At 66.4% G+C, this 26,601-nt stretch carries 23 protein-coding genes and 1 pseudogene; 11 read left to right on the top strand and 13 right to left on the bottom strand.

All coding sequences use genetic code 11. The features are described 5' to 3' along the window. Positions 1–118: 118 nt before the first annotated feature. Together NDI79_RS15575 and NDI79_RS15570 are read left to right on the top strand one after the other, a co-directional pair. On the top strand, positions 119–1,720 hold the full coding sequence (locus NDI79_RS15575; protein ID WP_310929506.1) for a lamin tail domain-containing protein: 1,602 nt from the start codon (positions 119–121) through the stop codon (positions 1,718–1,720). Between the two features lie 161 nt (positions 1,721–1,881). Continuing rightward, positions 1,882–2,544 carry an AIM24 family protein gene (locus NDI79_RS15570; RefSeq protein ID WP_310929505.1) on the top strand — a complete coding sequence of 221 codons (663 nt, stop codon included), beginning with the start codon at positions 1,882–1,884 and terminating at the stop codon, positions 2,542–2,544. Positions 2,545–2,623: 79 nt separating this feature from the next. On the opposite strand, the gene NDI79_RS15565 is transcribed toward NDI79_RS15570, so the two are convergent. Next, positions 2,624–4,246, bottom strand: a complete 1,623-nt coding sequence (locus NDI79_RS15565) for a hydantoinase B/oxoprolinase family protein (RefSeq protein ID WP_310929504.1) — start codon at positions 4,244–4,246, stop codon at positions 2,624–2,626. Continuing rightward, positions 4,243–6,252 (bottom strand): hydantoinase/oxoprolinase family protein, encoded by a 2,010-nt coding sequence (locus NDI79_RS15560; protein WP_310929503.1) that lies wholly within the window; start codon positions 6,250–6,252, stop codon positions 4,243–4,245. Before NDI79_RS15560 ends, NDI79_RS15565 begins: the two co-directional genes overlap by 4 nt. 286 nt (positions 6,253–6,538) lie before the next feature. On the opposite strand from NDI79_RS15560, the gene NDI79_RS15555 reads away from it, so the two are divergent. Further along, positions 6,539–7,339, top strand: a complete 801-nt coding sequence (locus tag NDI79_RS15555) for a ParA family protein (RefSeq protein WP_310929502.1) — start codon at positions 6,539–6,541, stop codon at positions 7,337–7,339. Beyond that, positions 7,336–7,821 (top strand): DUF8160 family protein, encoded by a 486-nt coding sequence (locus NDI79_RS15550; RefSeq protein WP_310929501.1) that lies wholly within the window; start codon positions 7,336–7,338, stop codon positions 7,819–7,821. Before NDI79_RS15555 ends, NDI79_RS15550 begins: the two co-directional genes overlap by 4 nt. 83 nt (positions 7,822–7,904) lie before the next feature. On the opposite strand, the gene NDI79_RS15545 is transcribed toward NDI79_RS15550, so the two are convergent. Together NDI79_RS15545 and NDI79_RS15540 are read right to left on the bottom strand one after the other, a co-directional pair. Next, positions 7,905–8,144 (bottom strand): PRC-barrel domain containing protein, encoded by a 240-nt coding sequence (locus tag NDI79_RS15545; RefSeq protein WP_310929500.1) that lies wholly within the window; start codon positions 8,142–8,144, stop codon positions 7,905–7,907. Between the two features lie 293 nt (positions 8,145–8,437). Further along, the gene (locus NDI79_RS15540) at positions 8,438–8,836 is read right to left on the bottom strand and encodes a winged helix-turn-helix domain-containing protein (protein WP_310929499.1); all 399 of its coding nucleotides are present in this window, start codon (positions 8,834–8,836) and stop codon (positions 8,438–8,440) included. A gap of 175 nt (positions 8,837–9,011) precedes the next feature. Here NDI79_RS15540 and NDI79_RS15535 point away from each other — a divergent pair, with 175 nt between their 5' ends. Then, entirely contained in the window at positions 9,012–10,610 is a 1,599-nt protein-coding gene (locus NDI79_RS15535) for an ATP-binding protein (RefSeq protein WP_310929498.1), read from the top strand. 164 nt (positions 10,611–10,774) lie between these two features. Here NDI79_RS15535 and NDI79_RS15530 read toward each other — a convergent pair whose 3' ends face one another. The 7 genes and pseudogenes from NDI79_RS15530 to NDI79_RS15500 form a co-directional block, all read right to left on the bottom strand. After that, positions 10,775–13,108 (bottom strand): methyl-accepting chemotaxis protein, encoded by a 2,334-nt coding sequence (locus NDI79_RS15530; RefSeq protein ID WP_310929497.1) that lies wholly within the window; start codon positions 13,106–13,108, stop codon positions 10,775–10,777. Between the two features lie 387 nt (positions 13,109–13,495). Next, positions 13,496–14,755, bottom strand: coding sequence for a Cdc6/Cdc18 family protein (locus NDI79_RS15525; protein ID WP_310929496.1), 1,260 nt, complete (start codon positions 14,753–14,755; stop codon positions 13,496–13,498). A gap of 969 nt (positions 14,756–15,724) precedes the next feature. Beyond that, a complete protein-coding gene (locus tag NDI79_RS15520; protein ID WP_310929495.1) occupies positions 15,725–16,147 on the bottom strand; it encodes a VOC family protein in 423 nt (140 codons plus the stop codon). A gap of 77 nt (positions 16,148–16,224) precedes the next feature. Further along, on the bottom strand, positions 16,225–16,938 hold the full coding sequence (locus tag NDI79_RS15515) for an RNA 2'-phosphotransferase (RefSeq protein WP_310929494.1): 714 nt from the start codon (positions 16,936–16,938) through the stop codon (positions 16,225–16,227). A 75-nt stretch (positions 16,939–17,013) separates the two neighbouring features. Then, on the bottom strand, positions 17,014–17,703 hold the full coding sequence (locus tag NDI79_RS15510; RefSeq protein WP_310929493.1) for a hypothetical protein: 690 nt from the start codon (positions 17,701–17,703) through the stop codon (positions 17,014–17,016). Between the two features lie 390 nt (positions 17,704–18,093). Then, positions 18,094–18,225: pseudogene (locus tag NDI79_RS15505) on the bottom strand (DUF7121 family protein); the annotation flags it as partial. 205 nt (positions 18,226–18,430) lie between these two features. Continuing rightward, positions 18,431–18,604: a hypothetical protein gene (locus NDI79_RS15500; protein WP_310929492.1), complete on the bottom strand. Its 174-nt coding sequence runs from the start codon at positions 18,602–18,604 to the stop codon at positions 18,431–18,433. Positions 18,605–18,847: 243 nt separating this feature from the next. Between NDI79_RS15500 and NDI79_RS15495 the strand changes: the two genes are divergently transcribed. The 6 genes from NDI79_RS15495 (at position 18,848) to NDI79_RS15470 (ending at position 23,689) form a co-directional block, all read left to right on the top strand. Next, a complete protein-coding gene (locus NDI79_RS15495; protein WP_310929491.1) occupies positions 18,848–20,029 on the top strand; it encodes a LolA family protein in 1,182 nt (393 codons plus the stop codon). Positions 20,030–20,319: 290 nt separating this feature from the next. Next, positions 20,320–20,691, top strand: a complete 372-nt coding sequence (locus tag NDI79_RS15490; protein WP_310929489.1) for an ArsR/SmtB family transcription factor — start codon at positions 20,320–20,322, stop codon at positions 20,689–20,691. Position 20,692: 1 nt separating this feature from the next. Further along, positions 20,693–21,010, top strand: coding sequence for a DUF7521 family protein (locus tag NDI79_RS15485; protein ID WP_310929488.1), 318 nt, complete (start codon positions 20,693–20,695; stop codon positions 21,008–21,010). A gap of 388 nt (positions 21,011–21,398) precedes the next feature. Further along, entirely contained in the window at positions 21,399–21,524 is a 126-nt protein-coding gene (locus NDI79_RS15480) for a hypothetical protein (RefSeq protein WP_310929487.1), read from the top strand. Positions 21,525–22,349: 825 nt separating this feature from the next. Next, positions 22,350–22,769 carry a GlcG/HbpS family heme-binding protein gene (locus tag NDI79_RS15475; protein WP_310929486.1) on the top strand — a complete coding sequence of 140 codons (420 nt, stop codon included), beginning with the start codon at positions 22,350–22,352 and terminating at the stop codon, positions 22,767–22,769. Between the two features lie 122 nt (positions 22,770–22,891). Further along, complete coding sequence (locus NDI79_RS15470) at positions 22,892–23,689, top strand: inositol monophosphatase family protein (protein WP_310929485.1); 798 nt, start codon at positions 22,892–22,894, stop codon at positions 23,687–23,689. Between the two features lie 203 nt (positions 23,690–23,892). Here NDI79_RS15470 and NDI79_RS15465 read toward each other — a convergent pair whose 3' ends face one another. Together NDI79_RS15465 and NDI79_RS15460 are read right to left on the bottom strand one after the other, a co-directional pair. Beyond that, complete coding sequence (locus tag NDI79_RS15465) at positions 23,893–25,005, bottom strand: DUF7973 family transport facilitator (RefSeq protein WP_310929483.1); 1,113 nt, start codon at positions 25,003–25,005, stop codon at positions 23,893–23,895. After that, a complete protein-coding gene (locus NDI79_RS15460; protein WP_310929482.1) occupies positions 25,006–26,589 on the bottom strand; it encodes an FGGY-family carbohydrate kinase in 1,584 nt (527 codons plus the stop codon). It lies immediately after the preceding gene. Positions 26,590–26,601: the final 12 nt, after the last annotated feature.

The following is a 26,601-nucleotide window of genomic DNA, read 5'->3' as shown; positions in this document are numbered from 1 at the left end:
AGACGTCAAAGACGCCAAAACCGTCTTTTATTTGTCTCGCTACGTCTCCGGAGCGGTAAATACCGACTATAGCGAAGCGGAATTAAAGGTAATACGACGGGAACGAGAGGCGGAACGCATGGGAGAGACTGCGACAATCGTCGACGTCGTCGACGGCGACACCATCGACGTCCGCCTCGACGATGGGAGCGAAGAGCGCGTCCGAATCATCGGGATAGACACCCCCGAGACGGAGGACAACGCCGACGCGGAGCGTCGCGCGGAGTGGGAGGGCATCGAGGACCTCTCGTACCTCGGACGCTGGGGGAACAGAGCGAGCGAGTTCGCGAAGCGGGAGTTGACCGACGCGTCGGTCGAACTCGAAGCCGACGCGAACGAACCCGACCGCGGGAGTTTCGGACGGTTGCTTCGCTACGTTCGGTACGACCGGAGCGACGGGGAAGGGCAAAACGAGGACGACGACGGCACCGACGACGGGTCGACGGTGTACAACCGACTGGCGGTGGCGGAGGGGTACGCCCGGGTGTACGACTCGGGGTTCGCCCGGCACGACGACTACCTCGAACGGGAGCGCTCCGCCCGCGAGGACGGCGCACGGGTGTGGAAACGCAGCGACCCCGCGCAGTCGCCCGAAATCAGAGATAGCGAGATAGAACGGCTGTTCGTTCCGAAAGCGGCGAGCGTCCGGACGGCGTCCGGTGCCGTCTCCGACGATAGAGTTCCCGTCTTCGCCTCGCCCTCCGCGACGCAGTCGGGCGGCGAGGTGAGTTACGAGGAGCGGATTCCACTCGTCGCTGTCGACCGGGAGGCGGGCGTGGCGACGGTCGGCGGCCCCCTCCTCGACGAACGGTACGAGGAGGCGGAGGGGTTCGCGGCGGACACCAGTCGGTTCGGCAACTACCCGTTCGCGACGAACCTCGTCGGGTCCCTCTCCGCGGGGGCCGAACGGCCCGAACGCGTCGTCGTCGACGGCGGTCACGGGCAGTTCAACGCCGACTACGCCCTCTCCTGTGAGGATATGGCGTACTACCTCAGATATCTGGAGGGGCAGGACGCGGCGCTCACCCAGCAGAACGACGTGGGCGAAGGAGTCGACGGCGACGCCCTCGTCGTCTGCGCGCCGGCGGAGGCGTACGACGAGTCCGAACTGTCCGCCCTCCGGTCGTTCGTCGACGGCGGCGGGGCGGTCCTCCTCCTCGGACACGGCGCCGAGGGGATGCCCGCGGAGGCGCGAGAGCACCTGAACGGCGTCGCCGAGGCCCTCGGGTCGGACCTGCGGTTGAGCGACGACCGAGTCGTCGACGGGGAGTCGAACCTGAACGGCGACGAGACGCTCCCCCGCACGTCGAACTTCGGGGAGTCGTTCGACCTGTTCGGGCCGGTGACCCCCGACGCGGGGCCGTCGTCGCCGCTCGTGGTCTCGAACGTCGACGCCTCGGGGGAGGGCGACGGCGCGGGCGAATCCGTCTCGTTCGCGAACGAAGGCGACGCCCCGGTTGACCTCTCGGGGTGGACGGTGACAGACGAGGCGGGGCACGAGTACGAATTTCCCGCGGGAACGGTCGTTCCCGCAGGCGCGACCGTCCGCCTCCTGACGGGCGCGGGCGACGACGAGGTGACGGTTCACTGGGGTCGAGCGCGGAGCGTCTGGAACGACGAGGGCGACACCGTCTCGGTGTACGACGAGGCGGGTGACCTCGTGACGGAGCGGACTTACTGATGAGAGAACGGAGGAGAGCGTAGCGGCACGGGACGGCCGCAGGCCTCGGCACCCGCGACGCACCGTATCCCGCTCGACCGACTGGTACGCCGCGTAGAGTTATACCGTTCCGCGAGAGTCGTTCTCCTGAGAGTCACCGCGGCGGCGACTCGAAACAGATTATGAATCTCGACGAATTCGTCAGCACGCACGCGCCGGAATCGGGAGGAGAGACGTTCCAACTGGAGAACTCGAAACTGCTCGACGTCACCGTCAGCGGCAGCGTCATGGCGAAGGCGGGGTCGATGGTCGGTTACACGGGCGATATCTCCTTCGAGCGGAAGTCCGAGGGCGGTCTCACCGGGATGCTGAAGAAGCGGGCCACCGGCGAGGGAACCGTGATGATGCAGGCGACGGGCGAGGGCAACCTCTACCTCGCCGACCAGGGCAAGGAGGTGCAGATACTCGAACTGGGCGAAACCGACGAGATAAGCGTCAACGGCAACGACGTGCTCGCGTTCGAGGAGGGCGTCGGCTGGGACATCAGGATGATGAACAGCATCGCGGGCGCCTCCTCGGGCGGTCTCTTCAACGTCTTCTTGGAGGGTCCGGGCCGCGTCGCCATCACGACGCACGGCAAACCGCTGGTCGTTCCGACGCCCGTCAGCACCGACCCCAACGCCACCGTGGCGTGGAGCAGCGACGTCTCGCCAAGCGCGAAGCGCGACATCGACATCAAAGGGCTCCTCGGCCGCTCCTCGGGTGAGACGTACCAACTGGAGTTCCCCGAGGAGGGCGGGTTCGTCGTCATCCAACCGTACGAGGAGTTCCAGCCCGGTCAGTAGCCGAACTCAGACTCCGAATCCGCTCGTCGCGTCGGGTATCGCCCGGGAGACCGGCCTCCGGTCGTCCGTATCAGTCCTATCAGTCCTCCACCTTTCCGTCCGCGCGGTCTGCCTCGCGTCGCTCCTCGCTCCGGTCGTCGGGGGCGCCGTAGCCGCCGCCGCCGGGCGTCCGGACGGTGACCGTCGTCCCCGCCGGCACGTCGCGCGTCGTCTTCGCCGGGACCGGCGACCCGTCGACGAGATTCTCGCCCGCCGCGCCGTCCGCGCCGCCGGCGATACCCCGCGGGGCGACTCGGCGACGTTCGGTGAGCAGCGAAACGGTGGCGTCGGCCCCGACGGTGACAGAGCGGACGATACCGAGTCCGCCGCGGTGTTCGCCGTCGCCGCCGCTTCCCGGCCGGAGGCCGTATTCCTCGACGAACAGCGGATACTCGGCCTCCAGCGCTTCGATGGGCGTGTTGAGCGTGTTCGTCATCCCGACCTGCGCGCCGTCGAGGCCGTCGCCGTCGGCGCGGCCGCCCGAACCGCCGCCGATTGTCTCGTAGTAGGTGAAGCCGTCGGACCCGCCGGCGCGACTGCCGATAGTGAGGTTGTTCATCGTCCCCTGTCCCTGCGCGGGGACGCGGTCGGGGGCGGCGTCCGCGAGGGCGGTGAACACCACGTCGGTCACGCGCTGACTCGTCTCGACGTTGCCGCCGACGACGGCGGCCGGCGCGTTCGGATTCAACAGCGACCCCGCCGGCACCGACACCTCGATGGGGTCGTAGCAGCCCTGGTTCGGCGGTATCTCGGGGTCGGTCACGCACCGGACGACGAAGTAGACCGCGCTCTTGGCCACCGCCAGCGGCGCGTTGACGTTGCCGGGGACCTGCGAAGCGGTGCCCTCGAAGTCGAACGCGACGGTATCACCGTCGACCGTCGCCGTCACCTCGATCGGTACGTCTTCGTCGGTCAGCCCGTCGCCTTCGAGCACGTCGCGGGCGCTGTACTCCCCGTCCGGCAGGTCGCGTAGTTCCGCCGTGACTCGCTCGCGCGAGTAATCGATGACCGCGTCGAACGCCGCGAGGATTCGCTCCCGGCCGTGTTCGGCCACGAGGTCGGCGAGTCGCTCCTCGGCGCGGTCGTTCGCGGCTATCTGTGCGCGGACGTCGGCGCGGCGCTCCCCCGGGTTGCGGACGTTCGCCAGGAGGAGCGACAGCACGTCGTCGTTCGTCTCCCCGCCCGACACCAACCGCACGGGCGGGAGACGGAGACCCTCTTGGTATATCTCTCGCGCGCCCGCGGGCATGCTGCCCGGCGTCATCCCGCCCACGTCGGCGTGGTGGGCGCGGGAGACGGCGAATCCGAGAATTTCCCCGTCTATCGCCAGCGGCGACACCATCGTCACGTCCGGGAGGTGCGTGCCGCCCTCGAAGGGGTCGTTCAGAACGAACACGTCGCCGGGTTCGGGGTCGTACGCCAGCACCGTCTCGACGGCTTCGGGCATCGCCCCGAGGTGGACGGGGATGTGCTCGGCCTGCGCGACGAGGCGCCCCTCGGCGTCGAACAGCGCCGTCGAGCAGTCGCGCCGCTCCTTGATGTTCGGCGAGTACGAGGAGGTGATGAGCACCTGCCCCATCTCCTCGGCGACGCTCTCGAACTGGTTGCGCACGATTTCGAGCAGGACCGCGTCGACGTCCGCATCCGAGTCCGCGTCGCTCACCGTTCCTCACCCCCTCTGGTCAGCGTGAGCGTTCCGTCGGCTCCGACCGTTCCCCGCCACCCCGGCGGCACGACGACGGTGCTCTCGTTCTGTTCGAGGACGGCCGGACCGGAAACGTCGTCGCCGGCGTCGAGTCCCTCGCGGGCGTACACCGGCGTCTCGCGGAACCCGTCGTCGAAGAACGCCTCACGGGTTGCCTTTCGCGCCTCGCCGGCGCCGCCGTACGTCACGTCGAGGGCGCCGCGTTCGACGACGGCGGTCGAGCGGAGGTTGACCAGTTCGACGGGGTCGGAGAGCCGGTAGCCGTAGGCGCCCTCGTGGGCCTCGTGGAACCGCTCCGCGACCGTCTCGGGGTCGAACGTCCCGCCGACCGGGACGGTGAGTTCGAAGCTCTGCCCGTCGTACCGGAGGTCGGCCGCCCGCGACACCGTCGCGTCTGCGGGCGTCTCGACGTCCGCGAGTACGTCCGCCCGGAGGCCGTCGTAGGCGGATTCGACGGTCGCCACGTCGACGCCGACGAGCGGACTCCGGAGCGTTCGCACGGAGTCGTGCTTCTCGTCGGCCGCGAGCAGTCCGTACGCCGAGAGGACGCCGCAGGCCCGCGGGACGACGACGGTACCGACGTCGAGGCCGTCGGCGAGAGCGGCGGCGTGCATGGGGCCGGCGCCGCCGAAGGCGACGAGGCCGAACCGCCGAGGGTCGTGGCCCCGTTCGACCGTCACCGAGCGAATCGCGCGCGCCATGTTCGCGTTGGCGACGCGGTAGACGCCGCGGGCGGCCGCCAGGGCGTCGTCGAGGCCGACCTCGTCGGCGAGGCCGGCGAGGGCGTCGTGTGCGGCCCCCGCGTCGAGGGAGAGTTCGCCGCCGAGCGCGGAACTGCCGCCGATGTAGCCGAGGACGACGTTCGCGTCCGTCACCGTGGGTTCGGTGCCGCCGCGCCCGTAGCAGGCCGGACCGGGGTCGGCACCCGAGGAACGCGGGCCGACGCGGAGGGCGTCGCCCGCGTCGACCCACGCGACAGAGCCGCCGCCGGCGCCGACGGTGTTCACGTCGACCATCGGCGTCCTGACCGGATGGCCGTTTATCTCGGCGTCCGTCGTGCGCTCGGCCTCGCCGCCGCGGACGAGGCTCACGTCGCTCGACGTGCCGCCCATATCGAACGTGACGAGACCGGCGAGGTCGCCCGCCGCCGCCGTCTCCGCGGCGCCGACGACGCCCGCCGCCGGGCCGGACATGGTGGTCGTCACCGCGTGTTCTCGGACGGTCGAAGCGGGCGCGAGGCCGCCGTTGGCCTGCATGATGCGGGGCGTCGGGACGCCCAACTCGGCGGCTCGTTCTTCGAGGCGGCCGAGGTAGGCGTCGATGACGGGGGTGACGTAGGCGTCGACCGCGGTGGTGGAGGTGCGCTCGAACTCGCGGAACTCCGCGAGCACCTCGTGGGAGGCCGAGACGGGAACGTCCAGTTCCTCGCGGAGCACCGCGGCGACGGCGCGTTCGTTCTCGGGGTGTTGGTAGGCGTGCAGCAGTGAGACGGCGACGCTCTCGGCCCCGCAGTCCCGAATCTCGGCGGCGAGTTCACGGACTTCGCTCTCGTCGACCGGTGTCTCGATACCGTCCTCGGTCGCGCGTTCGGTCACCTCGAAACGGCGGCGGCGCGGCACGAGCGGCGCGGGTCGCTCGGCTGTCAGGTCGTAGAGGTCGGGGCGGTCCTGCCGGCCGATTTCGAGCACGTCGCGGAAGCCCTCGGTGGTGACGAGCGCCGTCTTCGCGCCCGTGCTTTCGAGCAGGGCGTTGACCGAGACGGTCATCGCGTGCGTGAAGCCGTCGACGTCGTCGGGGTCGATACCGGCCTCCGCGCAGGCCTTCTCGATGCCCTCGACGACGCCGACGCTCTGGTCGCCCGTGCTCGGCACCTTCGCGGTCACGAGTCGGTCCTCCGCGGTCAGAAGCGCCACGTCGGTGAACGTCCCGCCCACGTCGACGCCGACGCGCGTCTCGTCGGCCACTCAGAACCCCCTCGGGTCGGGCGTCCGATACCAGGAAGTGAGCGTCGATTCGTTGCCCGTCGTCGCCGCGTCACGGGTGACGTGATTCGTAGCCATACTCGTCCCTCGCGGAGGAGCCTTATACGATTTGTAGACGGAGTCGGCGAAGAGAACCGAGCAGGGAGTCTTCGGCGTCCTCGAACCGGCGCCGGAACCGACAGCAGCGTCGAAACTGCATCAAAAACAGCAAAACTAGAAAAACTGTCTTTGTCGGAAAGTATAAGTTTTGACGGGAAAGCCGTACCGTATGAGTGGCCCGGCAAAACTCTGCATCTCGAACCAGAAGGGCGGGGTCGGAAAGACGACCATCGCCATCAACGTCGCCGGCGCGATAAGCGCCCGCGGGCACGACGTGCTGTTCGTCGACTTGGACCCGCAGGGGAACGCGACGGAGAACCTCGGTCTGATGGACGCGTACGACGACGAACCGCCGACGCTGTTCGACTGCCTCACGGACCCCGAAGAGCGGGAGACGGTCGCCGAAATCGTCCGCGAGCACGAGGAGATGGACGTCATTCCCTCGAACATCGACATGACCGCCGCCGAACCGGAACTGACGCTCGCGCGTCGGAGCGGCGAACAGTTGTCGCTCGTCCTGCGCGAGGTGGAGGACGACTACGACTACGTCGTCGTCGACTGCCCGCCCAACCTCGGCAACCTCATGGACAACGCCCTGTTCGCCACGCAGAACGTCCTCATCCCCGCCCTCGCGGAGTCGACATCCAAGCGGGCGTTCGAGCTCCTCTTCGACCACGTGGACGCCTTGGAGTACGACTACGAGATAGACATCCACGACCGCGGCGTCGTCGTCAACCGCATCGACGTGCGGAAGACGCAGGCGCGCGAGATGGTCGAGTGGATCAACGCCGCCTTCGACGACGTGCCGGTGTGGCAGATTCGCGAACGCGCGGACGTACAGAAGGCCCTCGACGCGGGCGTCTCGCTGCTCGAGTTCAACCCCGAGTCCGACATGTGCGAGGTGTTCCGCGACATCGCCGCCGACCTCGACGAGCAGTTCGGCATCGAGGGACGGGAGGTCGAAGCATGAGCGGCGAGGACCGCGCGGACCGCCTCCGTCGTCGCCGTCAGCGCGCCCGAGACCGAGCCCTGACGGGCGAGTCGGAGGGGGCGGAGGACCGAGAAGACGCGGAGGAAGCCGGTGGGGAAAGCGAGCCGAGCGAGACGGATGAGACCGAAAAGACAGCAAAACCGGACGGGACGGCAAAACCGGACGAAAGCGGGGAGACGGACGAAACGGACGGGGCGGGCGAACCGGACGGGGCGGGCGAAGAGGAACCGAAACTCTCGGTCAAGGACGAGCAGAAACCGACCTACATGTACCTCCCGCACGGGATTCGACGGGACTTGGACCGCGCCTACTCCATCCTCAAGGCCGAATACGAGTACGAGTACGAGGAGTCGTTCGAGAAGAACCGCCACTTCTACCCGCTCGTCGTCTCGCTCGGACTGGAAGCGGTCGACGAACTCGACGCCGGGGACGTCCGCTCCCGCCTCGAAGAAGAGCGCTGAGACCGGCGAAACGGAGACTCGTCGCTACGGGTTTTGATAGGTTGGTCGGTCGACGGAGAACGGAGGTCCGGTCGGGGCTCAGTTCAGAGGCTGCGGAGACGGATTTCGTCGTCCGTGACGGTGTCGATTCGCGCCTCCTGAAGCGGGTAGTCCTCCTCGTCGGAGTTGTCCCAGCCGAGTTTGGCGAGGAGTTTGTCGGTGATACCCGGGTCGGGGTCCACGAGGGCCGTCCCGTGTTCGACCGACGAAACGACGCCAATCTGGTTTCCGTCGCTGTCGACGACTGGCTTGCCGGTCTCGTCGTCCGTGATGGTGGTCGCCATGCAGATACCCGGTTCGGCCGAAAGGGGAATGGGGAATATGGCTGTATTTTCAGGCCGTTTATATAGTCATCTCGTGTGTCGTTCGGTTCGGAGTTCCGGTCGGAACGGACGCCAGTCGGGTCGGAACCGTGTTCCACCGCGTTCGTCACCGGAGAAGAGACAGCAAAGAGAGCAAAGACAGAAAAGAGAAAAAGGACAGGAAAACGATCAAAATGGATCGAAGAGATGCCGTCGAGAAGACGAGAGGAGGGTTCGGGGCGCGCGGAACGACGGAAACCCGGTGTGAGGGGGAGCTACGAGTCGGAACCGTCGGGGGAGTCGTCGGTTCGACGGATGAGGCGGACGACGCCGTGTTCGAGTATCTCCCGTCCGGCGTCGGTGGCCTCGTAGTGGGTATCTCGAACGTCCGTGCCGTTCACCGCCTCGCGCCGCTTTCGCACCAGCCCCACGTCTTCGAGTTTGTTGAGGTGGTAGTGGAGCGTGTTCGCGCGGACCCCCACCCGGTCGGCCAACTGCGCCGAGGTGCGAGGGTCGTCGTTCGCCAGGAGATAGACGACCAGAAACCGCGTCCGGTCGCCGATGGCGTCCTGCATGGCGAGGTAATCCTCGAGCGTCCGGTCGCCCGACGGAGAGAGGTGGTCTTCGAGGTCCGACGGGAGCGGGTCGTCGGTCGTCGAGGAGTCCATCGTCATACCGGTACCTGAGGCGGTGAGTCGGATAAGCGTTGTAGCCGTCGGCGCACCGAACCGTCTCCGCGACGGCCGAATTGTCCGGAAACGCCGATATCAGCGGTGAGAACGAGGAATCGAATTTTTAACCGGGGTTCGCCAAGGAGAGGTCGTGATAGTTGGGGGGAGAGCGGAAGACATGGCGTACCTCTGTGCGGACGGTACCGTCCGGCAGGGGTACCGCCTCGGTGACGCGCGGCCGATACGGAGCCTCGGGCGCATCCAGTACGCGTGGGACCGGACGACAGACGACGGCGAGCGACGCGAGTACGTCACCTCCGCCGGGTTCCTCGTTCGAGAGGAGGAGATGGCCGCGGCGAACGTCGCCGCGACGCTCCACTTCGAACGCGCCCTGGAGGCCGAGCACATCGACGCCTTCGCCGACGCGTGCGAGAACCGGCCGGAGACCATCGCTTCGGAGGCGGCGGCGCGGTGCGACCCGGCGGCCCTGCGGTCGCACGCCGCGGAGGTGGCCGAGTTCGTGAACAACGCCGCTCGCGGGGCGGCCGAACACCTCTACTGGGGATGGGACCGACGGCGGACGCCCATCGGTCGGAACGGGCGGTTCACCCAGTCGCTGCCGAACGGATTCCACGCCGACCTCCGAGACGCGCTAACGCGCGAGTTCGAGTGGATGTCCGACGCGGACGCCGCCGTGGTCGCCAACCTGACGCCCGAACGCGTCGGCGGCGTGGTCCGGTTCCAGCAGGGCGACAAGAAGCGGCCGACGACGGCCGACGACGTGACCGACGAGATGTCCGAGGCGGTCCGTCCGTCCGGAGACGACGCGTCCGATAACGGAGGGGCGGACGCCGACGCCGAACAGTGGCTGTGCGAACCGGACACCACGTTCGAGGACGTGGCCGCGATGGACGGCGTCAAAGAGCGACTCAGACAGACCGTCCTGAACCCGCTGTCCGACCCGGAACTGTTCGAGGCGTACGGACTCGGAACGATAAACGGTATTCTGCTACACGGACCGCCGGGGACCGGGAAGACGTATCTGAGTCGCGCGCTCGCCGGCGAACTCGGACGGCCGTTCCTACGCATCACGCCCGCGAACGTGACGAGCAAGTTCGTCGGCGAGAGCGCCGACAACATCGCCAAGATATTCGAGGTCGCCCGGGCGCACCAACCGAGCATCGTCTTCATCGACGAACTCGACGCCCTCGGAACCGACAGGGGGGCCACCCACAACACGCAGAGCGAACGGCAGATGCAGAACCAACTGCTGATGGAACTCGCGGCGCTGGACGCCGAGGACGTCGTCGTCATCGGTGCGACGAACAAACTGGAAGAACTCGACGAGGCGCTCGTCCGGACGGGTCGGTTCGACGAGTGGATAGCCGTTCCCCTCCCCGACCCCGAGTCCAGACGGTCGATACTGCGGTACCACCTCGACGGACGGCCGACCGAACTCGACGACGACGAGTTGGACGACGCGGTCGCCGCGACCGACGGATTCAGCGCGAGCGACCTCGAATCGGCGGCGAACGAGGCGGCGAGACGGGCGATAGCGGAGACGTACGACGCGGGAAGTAGACAGCCCATCTCCGCGCGGCACGTTCGCGCCGCCGTCGAGGCGGCCTCCCCGCACGACGAACGCGGAGGTACCGAGACGACGCGCGGCGGGGAAGACGAGGCGAACGGGGGCATTCGCGGCGAGTGTGACGAGTCCGACGGCGACGGTTCGGCGGACGACCACCCCGCGAGCCGACATCCGCAGATGTCGTACTGAGCGGCGGCCGGCGGTGATTCTACGCGAGGACGTTCGGATGACGGCGAGCGCCGACGAGGCCGAGAGCCGTCGCCGTCGGGGACACCGAATGCGTCGGCGGCCGTGGCATCGAAATCCCTCTGATACGAGCGGTATCGGGCGAAAAGAGAGTCGTTCGGTGGGAGTTACGACCGGCGGTCGGGGCGGGCCGGCCGGGTCGGGGCGGCGCGGTCGGACCCACCGTCCGTCGCCGGGGACACCCGTTCGTTCACCGCGGCGGCCGACCGGCCGTCCGCGGACGGCGACGGCGACGTTCCGGCGTCACCGACGACGAACTGACCGAGCAGTCGGTGGAGCCGTTCGGCCTGGTCCGCCAGCGACCGGACGCTGGTGGAGACTTCGGTCAGCGAGGAGGTCTGTTCCTCCGAGGCGGCCGAGACCTGCTGGGTCTCGTCGGTCGTCTCGGCGCTGATGCGCGCCACCTCCTCGACCCTGCTGACGACCTGTTCGGTCGTTCTGGCCTGCTCCTCGGTGGTGTCGTCTATCTCCTGGACGCCGCGGTTCGTCTCCTCGAACGCCTCGACGACCTCTTCGACGGCGACGAGCGCTCGTTCCACCACGTCGACGCTGTTCGAGACGTCCTCGCCGGTGTCGTGCATGTCGGAAGCGGCCTTCTCGGTCGACTCGACGGCGTGGGAGATGAGCGCCTCGATCTGGTCGGTCGCGTCGCTCGCTTCGCCGGCGAGCGTCTTTATCTCGTCGGCGACGACGGCGAACCCCTCGCCCGCCTCGCCCGCGCGGGCGGCCTCGATGGAGGCGTTGAGGGCGAGGAGATTCGTCTGCTGGGCGATGTCGTCTATCATCTCGACGATGTCGCTGATGCGTTTTATCTCCGCTTCGAGCGACTCCACCTCGTCGACCCGGCGGTCGGTGCGCGTCTCGATGGCGTTCATCTCGTCGATGGCGTTCGTCGCGTGGGTCCGCGCGTCGGTCCCGCGTTCGACGCCGCCTTCGGCGGTCGTCGCCACCTCCGAGGCGGACGACGCGACCTCTTCGATGGTGGCCGACATCGACGTCATCTCGTCGCTGACCGACGCGAGACTGTCGTTCTGTCGCGCGGCGCCGGCGGATATCTCCTGGACCGAACCGCTGACCTGTTCGCTCGCGCGCTGAATCTCGTCGGTGCTCGCCGTCACCTGCTCGCTCGCGGCGGCGACCTCGTCGGCGAACCGTCTGATTCGGACGACCGTTCCCTCGAGTTCGTCCATCATGGTGTTGAACGACTCCGCGATGCTCCGCATCGCCTCGTTCTCGTCGTCCGGGTCGAGACGGCGGGTCAGGTCGCCGTCCGCGCAGGCGGTCATGACGGTGCTGTAGTCCGCGGCCCGCCGTTCGAGGTGCTCGGTCGTGCGCGTCGACTCCTCGATTCGCTCGCGGAGCGTATCGCGCATCGACCCGAACGCCTCGTACAGCTGTCCGATGTCGTCCTCGCGCGTGGTCGCCACGTCGACGTCCAGGTTCCCGGCCTCCAGTTCCCTCGCTTTCGACCGGAGGTCCTTCAGGGACGCGACGGTGCTCCGACCGATTGTGGCGCCGAGGAACGCGAGGCCCGCGAACGCGGTGCCGAGGAGGACGAGGAAGTCGCGGCCGACGCCGTTCGCCACGGCGTAGGCGGACGCCTCCGGAACGTTCACGGTGACTATCCAGTCCGTCCCTTCGACGGGCGCGTAGCCCACGAGGAACGGTTCGTCGAGCAGGTCCGCAACCGGCTCCATCTCGATAATGCCCGACTCACCGCGGGCGCCGCTCTGAATCACCTCGGCGTCCATTCCGAGCGTGTAGAGTTCGGTGATAGCCTCGTTTCGTTCGTCCATCATGACCTCGCCGTCACCGGTGTCGACGACCATGCTGAAGCTCCCTTCGGTGCTGGAGTGCAACTGCGAGGAGATGGCGGAGACGTCGGCGCTGACGACGACGAGGTAGTCTTCGTGACCGTTGACGGGCGAAACCCACGAGAGAGTGGGCACGTCCCCGTCCCGGTAGACGTCCGACCGGTACACCTCGTCGCCGTCGGCGAGGGTTCGCTCGGAGGCCGCCCACGCGGCCTCCGCGCCGGTGTACGACCGACCGATTGCGGCGACGTCCGTGCTCGCGAGGACGGTGTTCGTCGACGCCTCGACGTAGTGGACGGTGTGGACGTCCTCGGGTACGGAGTCCATCTCACCGGCGAGGAAGAGACTCACCGACTCCGGGTCTTCCGTCTTCATCACTTGATACTCCGAGAGCATCTCGACGGTCTGTTCGCGCTGGTCCACCCACGTGGACACCTGTCCCGCCTCCAACTGCGCGGAACTGAGAATCTCGTCCGATGCATGCTCTCTCACCGTCGATTGGCTGTTCGTGTACGCGTACGCCGAGATGCTTCCCATCACGACTAGAATCGCAAGGATAGCTGCCAGAAACGTGAGCGCGTAACTCGCGCGGATACGTCCCGGCAGCAGTTTTCTCAACCGAGTCATCGGCTTTAGTCATACTATCTTTGATATATCAGTATCGTCTTGGTTATCAATTGAGAGTTGTTTGATGTGAGGTCCAGTCGAACGATTTCGGGCGAGGATATCGAATCTGATACGGGTTCGTGCCGTCTCCGTCGTCGGGCGAGGACGGTTCGGCGGGACCGAGTGCGGTCGACGGTCGGAACTGGACGAACGGCGGACAGCGGACGACGACGTGCGACGAAGTAGACGAGATTTCCGAAATAAAACGACGGAAACGAGGGGTGTCCTCCGAGAAGCGGTCGTCAGCGGGCGCCGGGAGAACGGTCGACGCGCCGAGAAAACGTCGGAAACACGGGGTGGGCCGACCGGATGCCAGTCGGGACGAGAGGGTGGCGAAGAAGGGGGGCTTCAGAAGGAGTCGAGCGAGGCGTTCTCGGCGTCGGAGTCCGTGACGACGAACTGTTCGTCGTCCATCGCCGTCTGGTGGACGATGTCGAGGTCGTGGTCGGGTTGGAGGCGGGCGTAGATGGTGATGCCGCCCGCGCGGCCCAGATTCTGTTTCCGAAGTTCGAGGATGTCGAGGAACGCTAGGCGCCGGACGAAGTCGCGGACGCGGCGGTCCGACCGCGTCGACGTTCCGGTCGCCTCGCAGAGTTTCGTGTAGGTTTCGATGATCTGCGCCATCGAGAACTCGTCGTCGTCGGTCCCCTTGTGGAGCGCCGTCACCGCCGAGAGGACGAGTTTCTTCTGGACGGTCAGACCGCCGATGAGGTCCCGGAAGCGGTCCTTCTCGGCTTCCATCTTCGCGTCCTCGACGTGGTCGCGGGTGACGACGTCGGAGCCGTCCCGTTGAGCGAGCATCCCCGCGTTTCGGAGGACGTCGATGGCCTGCCGGGCGTCTCCGTGGTCCTGCGCCGCGTAGGCGGCACAGAGGGGGACCACGTCGTCGGAGAGAACGCCCTCGCGGAACGCGTCGCGCCGGTGACTGAGTATCGCGCGGAGTTGGTTGGCGTCGTAGGAGTGAAAGTTGAGTTCGCGCGGTTGGAGCGACGACTTCACCCGGTCGTTCAGGTCCTCCGCCCACCGGACCTTGTTGCTGATGGCGATGAGTCCGATGCGGCAGTCGGTCTTGCCCGTCTCGACGGCGCGCGAGAGCGACATGAGAATCTGGTCGTCCGGATGCATGTCCGCCTCGTCGAGAATGATGATGACCACGTCGTACTGCTGGTCGAGGATGGCGTACAGGCGCGTGTAGTACGCCGCCTTCGCGAGTCCCGTCTCCGGGACGCGGATGTCGGTCACCGCCTCGTCGTTGAGCGTCCGCGCGATGCTGGAGATGGCCTGCGTCTCGGTGTCGTCGGTAGAGCAGTCGACGTAGACGGTTCCGATGCGCACGTCGCCGGCGTTCGACTTGGCCGCCTTCGCGACGTGTTTTGCGACCAGACTCTTCCCCGTTCCCGTCTCCCCGTACAGGATGACGTTCTCCGGCGAGTCGCCGTTGACCGCCGACCGCAGTTCGGTCGACAGGGCGCGTATCTCGTCGTCGCGGCCGACGATTCGTTCGGGACTCGGGACGTGCTCCACCTCCACGAGGGATTTGTTCCTGAAGATGGGGTCTTCCTGAGCGAAAATCTCCGCGGCGATGTCCTGTGACCCATCTTTCTCCATGACAGTGTCGTGAGAGCCATCGTATATAAATCCATCCCGGGAGGGGCCCCGAATTTCCGACGTTTCTCTCGGTTCAGAACTCTCTCGGTACCGTGTTCGGCGTTTTGTCGCTTATCGGTCGGATACCGTATTTCCGCCGTTCCGACACACACACCCCACGTTTCCGTCGTTCCGGGGGAAAGAGGAGGGGAGGGGAGGGGGTGGTCGGGGTAGCGACGGTTATGACCGACGTATCGTTCAGTCGATGGAGTCTGCGAGAGAGGAAAGCGGAACTCGGGGAACGGCGGTCTTCAGTCGAAGCACCGGCAGCGAAGCACTCGCTACCCTTTCGTTGACTTCCCGTCTTAACCTCAGTTTCCGCGTTTCTCGACACCTCACCCCACGTTTCCGTCGTTCCCGTTCTCTCGTCATCCCGTTCTCCCCTCACCCACCCACCCCACGTTTCCGACGTTCTTACTCTCGAAGGTTGGGGGAGAAACTCTCAGTGACACACACACCCCGCGTTTCCGTCGTTCCCGCACGAAGGCCGGGTAGGTCTTCACCGCTATCTCTCGACCAGTATTCCTCTAGAATAGTTTGACAAAAAGTCGGCAGAAGCCACGTAGTAGCTAGCCAGAAAACTAGCTAAGGGATAGACAACTTTAATACGTATAAGAGACGAATAGTTCACTAGCCGCTTTAGATATTTTAACGGGGGAGGCGCCCGATGCCTCCCCCTCCCCACCCGAGACAGTTAACGACGGAAACGTGGGGTGTGGGTGTGGCCCCACTTCACCGGGAACAATGGAAAGGTGGAGAAGCGGCCAACAACGCCTGCTGGCACCTCTCACGACCGAGAAAGGAAACACCGAGAGACGCCGGACGAAGAACGACGGAAACGTGGGGTGGGAGACTACCTGGCCCGAGAAGTCGAGACCTCTGGCGGAGAGGGTAGAGGAGAGAGGAACAGGAAAGGAGGGCGGACCCGGGTTACGACGTCTCCAGCAGTTCGACGAGATTCCCTTCAGGGTCCCGTAGGAACAGAATCCGAGAACCTGTGTCGGTCGTCCGGGGTTCGCTGAGCGTTTCGACCTGTCCGTCCAACGACTCGTATAGTGAGTCGATATCGTCGACGGAGAACCCGAGGTGTTTCGCGCCGGGTTGATTCACCGACGATTCTCTCTCTCGTTCTCCTTCCGGTTCGTACTCTACGAGTTCGACGCGGACGCCGCCGGCGTCGAGGTGAGCGAACCGACCGGTGGCACTCTCGACGTCGACGGCCGTCGCGAACGCCTCGCCCGAGACGGAGAACTCGCTCTCGACGGGGAACCCGAGCGTGTCCCGGTAGAATTTGACGGTCTGTTCGAGATCCGCGACGGTGACGCCGACGTGGTGTGCGCTGAGTTCTGTCACGGGTGCGGGTTCTCCGCCGGCACCCGAATAGGCACCGAACTCGCTCTCGTTTGCCGCCTCCGTACCGCCGCGGGGTCTCACTCGTCGTCCGCCTGTCCGTCTTGGTCACCTGCCTGTCCGTCTTGGTCGCCTGCCTGTTCGTCCTCGCGGTCCGCCTGTTCATCGTCGCCGTCCACTCGTTCGAGGAACTCGGGCGGAACGCGGGCGGCGGTGTACGTTCCGGCCCCCCGGCGGTCCACCTCGAATCCCTCGCACTCCATCGCCTCCGCGTCCACCGCGAGGAGCACCGGATCGTCGGCGTGTCTCCGGCCGACCTCGCGCCCCTCGTCGGCCGTCTCCGAGAGGTGGACCTGCTGGCGGTCCATCGGCTTGAGACCCTCGTCGAGTATCGCTCCGACGTTCCGGGGTGCGGTCCCGTGGTAGAGGCGTTCCGGAACGTCGGACTCGGTCGGTTCCAGCGTCACCGCTATCGAGTGACCGTACGCCGCGCGAATCCGGTCTCCGCGACGCTCGAAGCGACCCTTCGAGTCGGTCGCGGTCACCGCCTCGACGTGCTTCGGTTCCGCCCACGAGTACCGCTCCGTGACCGCCGCGACGAGTTCCCCGTACTCGGTCCACCCTCGGTCGTCGACCGACAGTCCGGCGTCGTTGGGAAAGTGACGCAACGCCCCGCTGACGAACTTCGAGAGGCGCGTTCGGCGCTCGTCGTCGAGTATCTTCCGCCCCTCGTCGCCGCACGCCGGACAGCCGTCGCCCTCGAAGTGGCCGTGGTCCTCGCAGACGCGGATCACGCCGACCCGTAGTCTCCCCGACGACTACTGACTGTCGGCCGTCGGAACACAGAGATAGTTCCGAGCACCCGTCGGCTACGCTTCCGACCCGCCGACTCGCACTCGCGACCGGACCGCCGCACCGAGCGCAACCCACCCGAGACCCAGCGGAAGGAGGACGACGTTCGTCCGGACGACGAGCGTTCCGACCGCGAGGGGAAGCAGCGACAGCGCTCGGAGGAGGAGTACGAGAACCGGCACGGCGAGTCCGGACAGGAGCGACGCGGCGGCGAGGGTCCACCGACCGGTCAGACGCCGGAGCGCGGCACCGAGAGCGCCCGCTCCGAGCGTCGCCAGTCCGACTCCCAGTACCCACGCGAGCGTCAGTATCAGACCCGCCGGGTCCTCGCCGGTCGCCGGGACCGCGCCGAACCCGGCGGCGACGACGGCGAGCGCCGACCGTCCGGCGAGTGCCGCGAGTACGGCGACGCCCGCGCCCGTCGACGCGACGCCGACGGCCCCGAACCCCCCGTATTCCGACCGGAACGCGGCCCGAAATCCGGCGACACCGACCCCCACCGAGAGGAGGCCGACGAACGAGAGCAGGTCGAACTCCGTTCCGACGTACGGCCGGTCACCGTAGACGGCGCGTTCCGCCCACGGTGCCGCCGTCCAGAGCAGTGCGCCGACCACCGCCGCGCTTCCGGCCGCGTCGACGCGGTTCGGAAAACCGCGCCGTGGGTTCGCGTCGCGATTCGCCTCGGAGTCGCTCGCTCGGTCTGCCATCGTCTCGCTTCGGCAGAACGGCGCGAACAGGAAACTGCTTTCGGCGACCCGCCGCGGAGCGGCCGTCGCGGGTGAACGAGAACACTCGCCGGTTCCGGCCTCGACGACGCGTTACTCCCGGTCGGTCTCTCTCCGGTCGGTCTCGTCCCTCTCGCCCACGACGGACGTCATCGCCTCGCCGTCGACCTGCGTCCAGTCGTACCGCCGCATCAACCCCCGCACCGCGGTCTCCGAGAGCGACCACGCCTCGCCGATCGGTTCGCCGTCCTCGGCGTCCCACGCACCGTACGTTCGGGACCCGCCCGCCCGCGTGACGAGCATCGGTTCGCGGGAGCGGATGTGAACGGTCTGGCCGCGAGCGATGGGCGGGCCGTCCCCGCTCGCGATGCGTCGCTTCTGCCGGAGGAGTTCGCGCTTCGTCTCGATTCGCTCGACGAGTTTGTGCTCCTCTTCGGGGGAGAGCACCTCCGTCTGCCGTCTGAACTCCAGGCTCTCTATCTCCGCTTCGAGTTCGTCGATGTCGTCGGCGTTCGAGTCCGTTCCTGTGGTCATGAGTCTCGCCCCCGTCCCGGCCTCCGTTCCGCGGTTCGCGGCGCCCGCCCGGACCGTCGCCGTCGGTACCGGCGGCCGGCGAGGATCGTACTCCTCTCTACTGCCCTCTCTACCTAAACGAGTTCGTTCGCTTCGGGAGCCTGCGTCGGCGTCGGCCTCCCGAGAGCCCGACGGCTCAGTGGTGCGAACAGCACCCGTCTAGGTGGTACCGGATCGGCGCCTCCTCGAACCTGAAGAGCGCCGACAGCGACTCCGTCGAGTAACCGAGTTCCGAGGCCGAACGCATCTCCGCGCACTCGTCCGCGTCTATGGGGCCGAATTCGTCGTCGAGTTCCGCTTTCGTGTACATACTCTCCAATTCGGTTACCGGGAAATCGAACTTGTGCGTATATACATAGCCACGCGAGAATTCGACCACTATACTACAACTACGTGCGAAGCGCAGTAATTTCTCTCCGTACAGATATAGCAAAACTTCTGTATTTCACTCCCGGGTTGACTACACGCAGAGCTAGAGACCGATTCGGACGCCGGGCGTTCGGAAGAGTTTACCAACTCTCTCACGCAGGGGCAATCAGTTCAACGTACCAGCATGAGCCGCCTCCTCCCTCGATTCGACCGACGCGTACTCACCGCGCTCTTACTCCTCGGCCTCGCGCTTCCCGCACTTCTCTGGGCCTCGGGGGGTGCAATCGGCGACGCGGATCCCTCGGTCAACGCGAACGTGACCGAGCGGTACCGATCCATCGGCGCTCTCACCGGAACGCAGACGGTCGAGATGCGCGCGAACGGAACGGTCACCTCCCGAAGCGTCGCCGCAGTCACGCGCGTTCCGGGAACCGACCGGCGGCGGGTCCGCTTTCGCGACGAGTCGGACCGACGGTACGGGATACAGGTCTCGAACGGGTCGACGCTCTGGCTTCGGGACACCGACCGGAACGCCGTGACCGTCATCGAGTTGACCGGTCCGCCGACCGAATCGCGCGCGGCCGTCCGACTCCAGCGACTCGTCGTCGCCGCGGGGTTGACCGACGACTCGGGACGACCGCGGTCCGTCGAAGTGTCCCCGCTGCCGGTCGTCCCCCGACACAGCGGTACCGCTCCCCGGGTGGACGCTCGCGACTACGTCGTCGAGTTCGTCGAGACCACCGCCGTCGATGGACGGTCGGCCTACGTCCTCGACGTCAGGCCCGAATCCGACCGAGGGGAGACCCGCTACCGACAGCGACTGTGGGTGGACACCGAGCGGTTTTACCCCCTCCGCCAGCGGACGGCGTGGGTCGACGACGGCGTCCGGCGGTCGGTGACGACGACGTACACGAACGTGACGTTCGACGCGTCGGTATCGGCGGAGACGTTTCGGCCCCGGTTGGGCGCCGATACGACGGTGCAGCGTCTCGACGTCCCCGAAACGGAACTGTACCGAAGCAGCGCCGAGTTGGCGTCGCGGAGTTCGATGGCGATTCCGGATCCGACCGTGCCGCCCGCGTTCGAGTTGGTCTACGCCACGCGCACGACCGGTCGCGTCGACGGGGTCGGACTCCGCTACCGCGACGGCGGACGCGAACTCGCGGTCGCGAAGTTCGACTACGCGGTCGATATCGACCCCGACGAACGCGACGCGACGGTCGACGGCCGACCCGCAACCTTCGACTACGGGCCGACCCTCTCGCTGTCGTGGAACTGCGGGGGGTACGGTTACACGGTCCGGGGGACCGGTGTCGGAACCGAGCGGCTGATCGAAATCGGCCGGTCGGTGGGCTGTCGGGCCTGAAACCGTGCGAACTTCTGACCTAGAAGTTCGCCCCGCCCGTATATGCTCGGCCGGGCCGTCGGTCAAGACGCGATGGGCTTCGATGAGCGACCGACGTGCCGCACCAACTACTGGTGACGTGCCTCTGACAGCACGACGCTCCCCATCGCCGTTGCCGTTGACGCATCGGCCCTCCCTCGGTACTGCACCGACCGACCGACTCTCCGGCACGTCCGCAACCGGTCGCCGCGACCGTCCGCGTTCGATATCCACGGTCCTATTAATCAGACGGGCGGCCGTTCGACCGAAACGTGAGTGAGGATTCCGCGCTGGGTGAGCTTCTCGACGTTCTCAGCGACGAGTACGCCCGGGATATCCTCGCAGCGACGAGTATCAAACCAATGTCCGCACAACAGCTTGCCGACGAATGCGAGATGTCCGAACCGACAGTCTACCGCCGGGTGGAACGGTTGCGCGCGCACGGACTCCTCGAAGAACAGACCAGAGTTCGGACCAGCAACAACAACTACAGCGTCTACACGGCCACCCTCTCGGAGGTATCCATCACGCTCGACGACGGAGCCTTCGAGGCGGCCCTGCGGCGCACGGACGAGGAGTCGTTCCCCGGTGAGGGGGAGAGCGACACCGCCGACCGGTTCACGAGGATGTGGGAGGACCTCTGAGATGGCTCCCGTCTCTCCCGGCGCCGCGATGGAGTGGTCCATCGTCGCGCTCGCTCTCGGTTCGACGCTCGTCGGTGCCTACGTGGGCTATCAGGCTTATCGCGGATACCGCCGCCACGACAGTCGGCCCATGCGGGCGCTCTCGCTGGGTCTGTTCCTCCTCACGGCCCTCGCGTTCGGCATCGCCTTCGTCGGTTCGCTGCTTCTCCGCGAGGGTGTCATCGGCCTCCAGTACCAGCAACCGCTCACGCTCCTCACGCGCCTGTTCCAGTTCCTCGGCGTCCTGCTCATCGCGTACTCGCTGCACTCGCGAGGGTAATCCGCCTATCGTCGCGAACCGCCGCTCCGTCGCTTCCGTCGTGCCATCGTCCGAGCAGTCGATATATCGGGATGGAGTTTACCGTCGGTCGGAGCACTGAAATTCTCGGCATCCGAACATCTCTACGAGGCGGGTGAACTACCTTCTCTCCCCGCGAGTAGAACTAAGCGGCGGCCGTCGTATTCCTAGCCGATGTTCTCGACAGAATGTGGAGGCTACCGCTCTCCGCGCGCCGCCGGCGGAGTGCCGAAAGCTAATGGATAGTTCGGACCCGTGGTATCGAGGTGCCGCCGTCCCCGACCGGAGCGACGAGTGACGGGTCACGGCGGTCGCTCGCCGTTCGCTCGCCTCCGAGGAGACGTTCGTCTGCGAGGCGACCGGAGCGGAGGTGCCGGCGAGTTCGACTCACCTCCTCGTCACCGTCCGTCGAGAGGGGCGATTTTGGAACCGGACAGAGGAGTTCGTCGTCCTCGACGAGCACACCCTCCGAGAGTGGTTGAAACCGACCGAGTGACGAACCGCCCAGTACGGCGGCGATTCGCCGACGCCGTTTGCCTCGGACTTCGTATAGTCTGTTCCAGAAACACTCAGTCTCACTATAGGTGTATCTTGGAAGATCGTAGTCCCCAAATACGCAGTTTAGAGAATAAGAAACCTGCAGAAGTTCTAAACACCGTCCTTGAACATAAAATCGGCTATCGTACAACCGAAAAATCGAAACAGCAAACCAAGAGCCCGAAAATAGAGATACGTTTTCTCAGAACGAATCTATATCGCACTCGTACCGAACGCTGTGATGGGGGACCAGAACACAGCGAACGTTCGAGCGGGTGGATCGGTCCCGGCCCGGAGCCGAAATGCCGACGATGGTATCGCGATGGAGACGGAGAGTCGTCCCCAGTGCGTTCACCTGTACAGAGACGCCTCCCAGAATCTCCAGTCGTCTCAAAGACAGCGAAAGATGTTGCAAGCATCTCTTAGAAGCGGAATACATCCTTAACGGCTTAATCACGGTTTTTACTGTACAGAACAGAGGTCCGCTGAAGAGCGAGCATACGAACGTGGTCTGCTCTGTCGCCCGGAGCGAAACCGAAACCACAGAGTCAGTAGCTGATGAAGTACGACTAAAGACGTCTGTGGGTAGTTCGTCTCCCTTAGACCGGAATTACAAAGTTATGCTTGTAATGGACCATCCAGCCAGCCAGATAGGACGTTGTGTTTTGTCACGCAGAACAGTAGTAGACGGCCGCTATCGCGTGTACGAAACCGCACCGGAGGCGGACAGCGGCGGGTTCGGGGCCAACCTATTTGTGGTTCGTCTCCGAAGCGAGAATCGTCAATGGCAGAAGAACTCAGTCTCGAGACGGCGACGGAGATAATCGCCGCCGCGGAGGAAAAGGCCGAAGAGATCGAACAGCCGATGGTCGTCACCATCGCGACCGACGAGGGTAACCTCATCGCCCAGCACCGAATGGACGGGGCGTGGCTCGCGTCCGTCGAGATATCGCGCAACAAGGCGTACACGGCCGCTGCGCTGGAGACGAGCACGGACCAGCTAGCCGAACCCAGCGAACCCGGCAACTCTCTGTACGGACTACAGACGACCGACGAGAACCGCATCGTCATCTTCGGCGGCGGTTACCCGCTCACCGTTGACGGCGAAATCGTCGCCACTATCGGCGTCAGTGGCGGCGAAGTCAGCCAAGACATGGAAGTCGCCCAGGCCGGCGTAGACAAGTTCGAAGACCTGCATAGCTGATCGGGAGACGACCGGACGCGCGCGCCGTCGGAGCCGAGGCGCCGCGTCCGGGCCGGCGGTCCTGTAGGCCCGCGAGTCGGCTCCGCCCGAGTCTTTTTGTGGCACTGCGACGACGTGCGCGCATGACGAACCGAGAGCAGACCGCGCGCTCGGCCGCGGCGACCGGGGCGGACTACGCGTACGACCGCTTCCGCACCGCCGTGGACGTCGAGCAGAAGACCAGCGAGGTGGACCTCGTGACCGAGATAGACCGCGAGACGCAGCGTCGGACCGTCGCGGCGATACGCGAGGCGTTCCCCGACGACGAGATAGTCGCCGAGGAGGGCGACGAACGGGAGACCGTCCCCGAGGAGGGGTACGCCTGGATCATCGACCCCATCGACGGCACGCAGAACTACACCCGCGGGACGAGGGCCTGGGTGACGAGCGTCGCCGTCGTCGAGGACGGGCGGCCGCTAGCGTCGGTCAACGCCGCGCCGGCGATGGGCGATACCTACGTCGCGAGCGAGGGGTCGGTCTATCGCGACGGCGACGCGATGGCGGTGAGCGAGACGACCGACCCCGCCGCGTCCCTCGTCGCCTCGACGCTCCGACTTCATGACGAAGAAAGCGCCGCCATCGGCGCCTTGGCCGAGAGCGTCATCGCCGACTTCGGCGAACTCCGCCGCACCGGGTCGGCGCAGTTGACGCTCTCGATGGTGGCCGACGGTGCGCTGGACGCGACCGTCGGACTGAGCGACGCGCCGAACTCGTGGGACACCGTCGCCGGCATCCACCACGTCCGCGAGGCGGGCGGGACGGTGACCGACGTCGAGGGCGACCGCTGGGAACCGGGCGCTTCGGGTCTCGTCGCCACGAACGGCGAGTTTCACGACGAGGTACTCTCGATGACGCGGCGAGCGGTCGAGCGGGTGGAGTGAGGCTGAAAGGGGAACGACGGAGAACGACAGAGAAACGAGGGACGGAACAGAAGGGGAGAGGACGACGGAGGACGGGAGCGGGTGGGAACGCGCGGTAGTCGGTTCGTTCGGGCGACCAGCGATTCGTCGATAGTTCGCACGCGATTCGTCGGCGTCGATACCCCCCGTTCACTCCGCGTCGGTCTCGCTGGCGGTGTCTCCCGTCACAGCGGCGGGACCCACGAACTGTGCGGGAACACGCCGACGGCCGACAGCGCCGCGACGAGGAACGTCCCGAAGACGATTGCCGCGGCCGGCGGGTCGAGGTGCGTGTCGCCGTGCGCGTAGAAGACGCGCTGGAACAGTTCGCCGAACAGCGCGCAGATCACGCCGAAGACCGCACCGACGACGACGACCTGCGTCAGGGGCAGCGACCCGACGGAAGCGCCCTCCGGCGCCAGCGCGAACACCGCCGTACTCGCCGGGAACGTGATGTGGTGCGTGACGGGGAACTCCTCGAGCCCGATGCTGAGGAAGATGAGCGAGACGGCGCTGATGCCGAACACGAGGTAGACGCTCCCGCTGGCGTATCCGGTGTACGCCCCGAGGATACCGGCGACCGCCCCCAGGAACGCGACGCGCGTCCACTGGTACTGCTGGGGGAGCCACGGTTCGACGAGGAACCGGTTCAGCCGGCCGCCGCGGTCCGTTTCGGGTTCGCTCTCGACGGTCTCGTCCCATCCACCGTCGGTCACGCCCTGCGGCTGGTCGCGGAAGCGGTCGTCCTCGAACGGCTTCATGTTGAGCCAGCCTTCGGCGGGGCGGCCGGCGACGTCGTAGCCGAACACCACGCGGTGGAGCACGCCCGAGAGAACGACCGCCATGGCGACGGGGCCCCACGGGGCCGCGAACGCGGTCATCAACTGCGCGAGACCGTAGCCGGCGACGCCGAACAGGCCGCCCACGGCGAGGACGTCCGGCTTCGTCCCGAAGGCGTAGTTGATGTCCTTCGCGGCGAAGTAGTCGAAGTCCGTCTCCATGTACCCCTTCTGCGCCGCGTACGCCGAGGCGGCGGCCCCGGCGGCGAAACTGATGTGCGGGCCGAACACGGGACCGAACGCGATGCTCCCCGTGAGGCCGAGGGCGCTGAGTTGCGCGGGGTCCGCGTTCATCGCTCCGGCCGCCGCCTCGGCGGCCAGGTTTCCCGCCTCCCCCGCGATGACGAGGAAGCCGGTGAAGATGAACGCCGGTTGCGCGCCGATGGACGCGCCGAACGCGCCGCCGGCGAAGGCGGCGACGAGCATCCCGACGTTCCAGAGCGCGGAGAGGTCGACCATTCAGTCGTTCCCCACGGTGTCCTTGCCGGTCACCGACTTCTTCGCCGGCCGGGACGCGCCCGTCTTGCTCATGTGCCGCAGGTCCTCGACGGCCTCGGCGCGTTCGTCCCACACCTCGAACGTCGCCTCGTACGCCTGCTTGTACACGTCGTACCAGCGCCGGTACTGCTTGACCTTCTCCGGCCGCGGTTCGAACGACTGAGCGGTCGAGGCCGTCGCCTCCGCGGCGCTCGACAGGTCGTCGTAGTGGCCGCTGCCGACGCCGGCGAGGAGGGCGGCGCCCTTCGCGCCGAACTCCGACCCCCGGGGGATGACGATGGTCGCGTTGAGGCAGTCGGCGAACATCTGACACCAGAAGTCCGAACTCGCGCCGCCGCCGCTGAGATACACCTCGTCGGCGTTCTGCGGCAGGTGCGTGTAACAGTCACGCATGGCGAGCGAGATACCCTCGTACACCGCTCGCACGAGGTGCGCCTGCGTGTGCTCTTGGTTCAGCCCCATGAACTGCGCTCTGGCGTTCGGGTTCACGAACGGCGCTCGTTCGCCCGCCGAACTGAGGTACGGTTGGTAGATGACGCCGTCCGACCCGACGGGGATGGATTCGACTTCCTCTTCGACGAGGTTGAACGTGCTCTTGTCCATTATCTCCTCGATGGCCCAATCGAGGTTGGGCGTGCCCGTCATCGAGGACATGAACTTCGTCCACAACCCGTCGTCGATGCCGAGGGTCAGGAGGATGCCCGCCTTCTCGCCGTCGCTCGGCGGTTCGGTCATGATGGTCTGATTGACCGAGGTGGTGCCGACGATGGACGACCCCTCGCCCGGCAGGGAGGCGCCGCTCCCGAACGCCGAGGCGGCGATGTCGATGAAGCCGGAGACGACGGGCGTCCCTTCGGGCAGGCCCGTCTCCACCGCGGCGTCGCGCGATATCTCGCCGACGACTTCGTCGCCGGGGACGAGTTCCGGTCGCATCGACGCCACCTCGGGCATCTCGACGAGGTCCAACACCTCGTCGGAGTACGCCTCCGCCTCGGCGTCGACGTACGGCAGCGACGCGTCGCTGTAGTCGGTCGTTATCTTCCCGGTGAGCTTGTACTTCAGCCAGTCCTTGCAGAAGAACACCGTGTCGGCTTCCTCGTAGCGCTCCGGTTCGTTCTCCTTCAGCCAACTCAGGAGGACGAGGCTGCTGCCGGGGAACTGCGTCCCACCGCAGACGTCGAACACGTCGTCGGTCACCCCGCTCTCCTGCCACTCCTGGACGTGGGAGTTGGCGCGCCCGTCCGACCAGAGCATGGCCGGCCGCACCGGGTCGCCCGCCTCGTCGAGGAGCCAACAGCCGTCGCCCTGCCCCGTCACACCGAGGGCGACGATTTCGTCGTCCTCGGACAGTTGGTCCTCGACTTCGCTGAGCGTCTGTGCGGTCTTCTTCCACGTCGTCACCATCGATTGCTCGGCCCAGCCCGATTCCGGGCGCTTGACCGAGTTCTCGACGCTGCTGTGACACAGTTCCTCGCCGTCGAGCGTGAACGCGACGGACTTGATGATGGTCGTACCGGCATCTACGCCGATGGCTACTTGCGCCATGATTGTTCGTTA

Origin of the sequence: Halogeometricum sp. S3BR5-2, from assembly GCF_031624635.1 — an archaeon.
Classification (GTDB): domain Archaea; phylum Halobacteriota; class Halobacteria; order Halobacteriales; family Haloferacaceae; genus Halogeometricum; species Halogeometricum luteum.
Note: the sequence above shows the minus strand (reverse complement) of the source record. Positions and strands in the feature narration are given on the sequence as shown.

Coding starts and splice junctions, on each gene's coding strand:
- NDI79_RS15555 (WP_310929502.1), top strand. CDS start 6,539: ATGAGTGGCCCGGCAAAACTCTGCATCTCGAACCAGAAGGGCGGGGTC.
- NDI79_RS15465 (WP_310929483.1), bottom strand. CDS start 25,005: ATGGTCGACCTCTCCGCGCTCTGGAACGTCGGGATGCTCGTCGCCGCC.
- NDI79_RS15525 (WP_310929496.1), bottom strand. CDS start 14,755: ATGGAGAAAGATGGGTCACAGGACATCGCCGCGGAGATTTTCGCTCAG.
- NDI79_RS15460 (WP_310929482.1), bottom strand. CDS start 26,589: ATGGCGCAAGTAGCCATCGGCGTAGATGCCGGTACGACCATCATCAAG.
- NDI79_RS15475 (WP_310929486.1), top strand. CDS start 22,350: ATGGCAGAAGAACTCAGTCTCGAGACGGCGACGGAGATAATCGCCGCC.
- NDI79_RS15545 (WP_310929500.1), bottom strand. CDS start 8,144: ATGGCGACCACCATCACGGACGACGAGACCGGCAAGCCAGTCGTCGAC.
- NDI79_RS15535 (WP_310929498.1), top strand. CDS start 9,012: ATGGCGTACCTCTGTGCGGACGGTACCGTCCGGCAGGGGTACCGCCTC.
- NDI79_RS15485 (WP_310929488.1), top strand. CDS start 20,693: ATGGCTCCCGTCTCTCCCGGCGCCGCGATGGAGTGGTCCATCGTCGCG.
- NDI79_RS15470 (WP_310929485.1), top strand. CDS start 22,892: ATGACGAACCGAGAGCAGACCGCGCGCTCGGCCGCGGCGACCGGGGCG.
- NDI79_RS15550 (WP_310929501.1), top strand. CDS start 7,336: ATGAGCGGCGAGGACCGCGCGGACCGCCTCCGTCGTCGCCGTCAGCGC.
- NDI79_RS15575 (WP_310929506.1), top strand. CDS start 119: ATGGGAGAGACTGCGACAATCGTCGACGTCGTCGACGGCGACACCATC.
- NDI79_RS15540 (WP_310929499.1), bottom strand. CDS start 8,836: ATGACGATGGACTCCTCGACGACCGACGACCCGCTCCCGTCGGACCTC.
- NDI79_RS15530 (WP_310929497.1), bottom strand. CDS start 13,108: ATGACTCGGTTGAGAAAACTGCTGCCGGGACGTATCCGCGCGAGTTAC.
- NDI79_RS15495 (WP_310929491.1), top strand. CDS start 18,848: ATGAGCCGCCTCCTCCCTCGATTCGACCGACGCGTACTCACCGCGCTC.
- NDI79_RS15570 (WP_310929505.1), top strand. CDS start 1,882: ATGAATCTCGACGAATTCGTCAGCACGCACGCGCCGGAATCGGGAGGA.
- NDI79_RS15500 (WP_310929492.1), bottom strand. CDS start 18,604: ATGTACACGAAAGCGGAACTCGACGACGAATTCGGCCCCATAGACGCG.
- NDI79_RS15510 (WP_310929493.1), bottom strand. CDS start 17,703: ATGGCAGACCGAGCGAGCGACTCCGAGGCGAATCGCGACGCGAACCCA.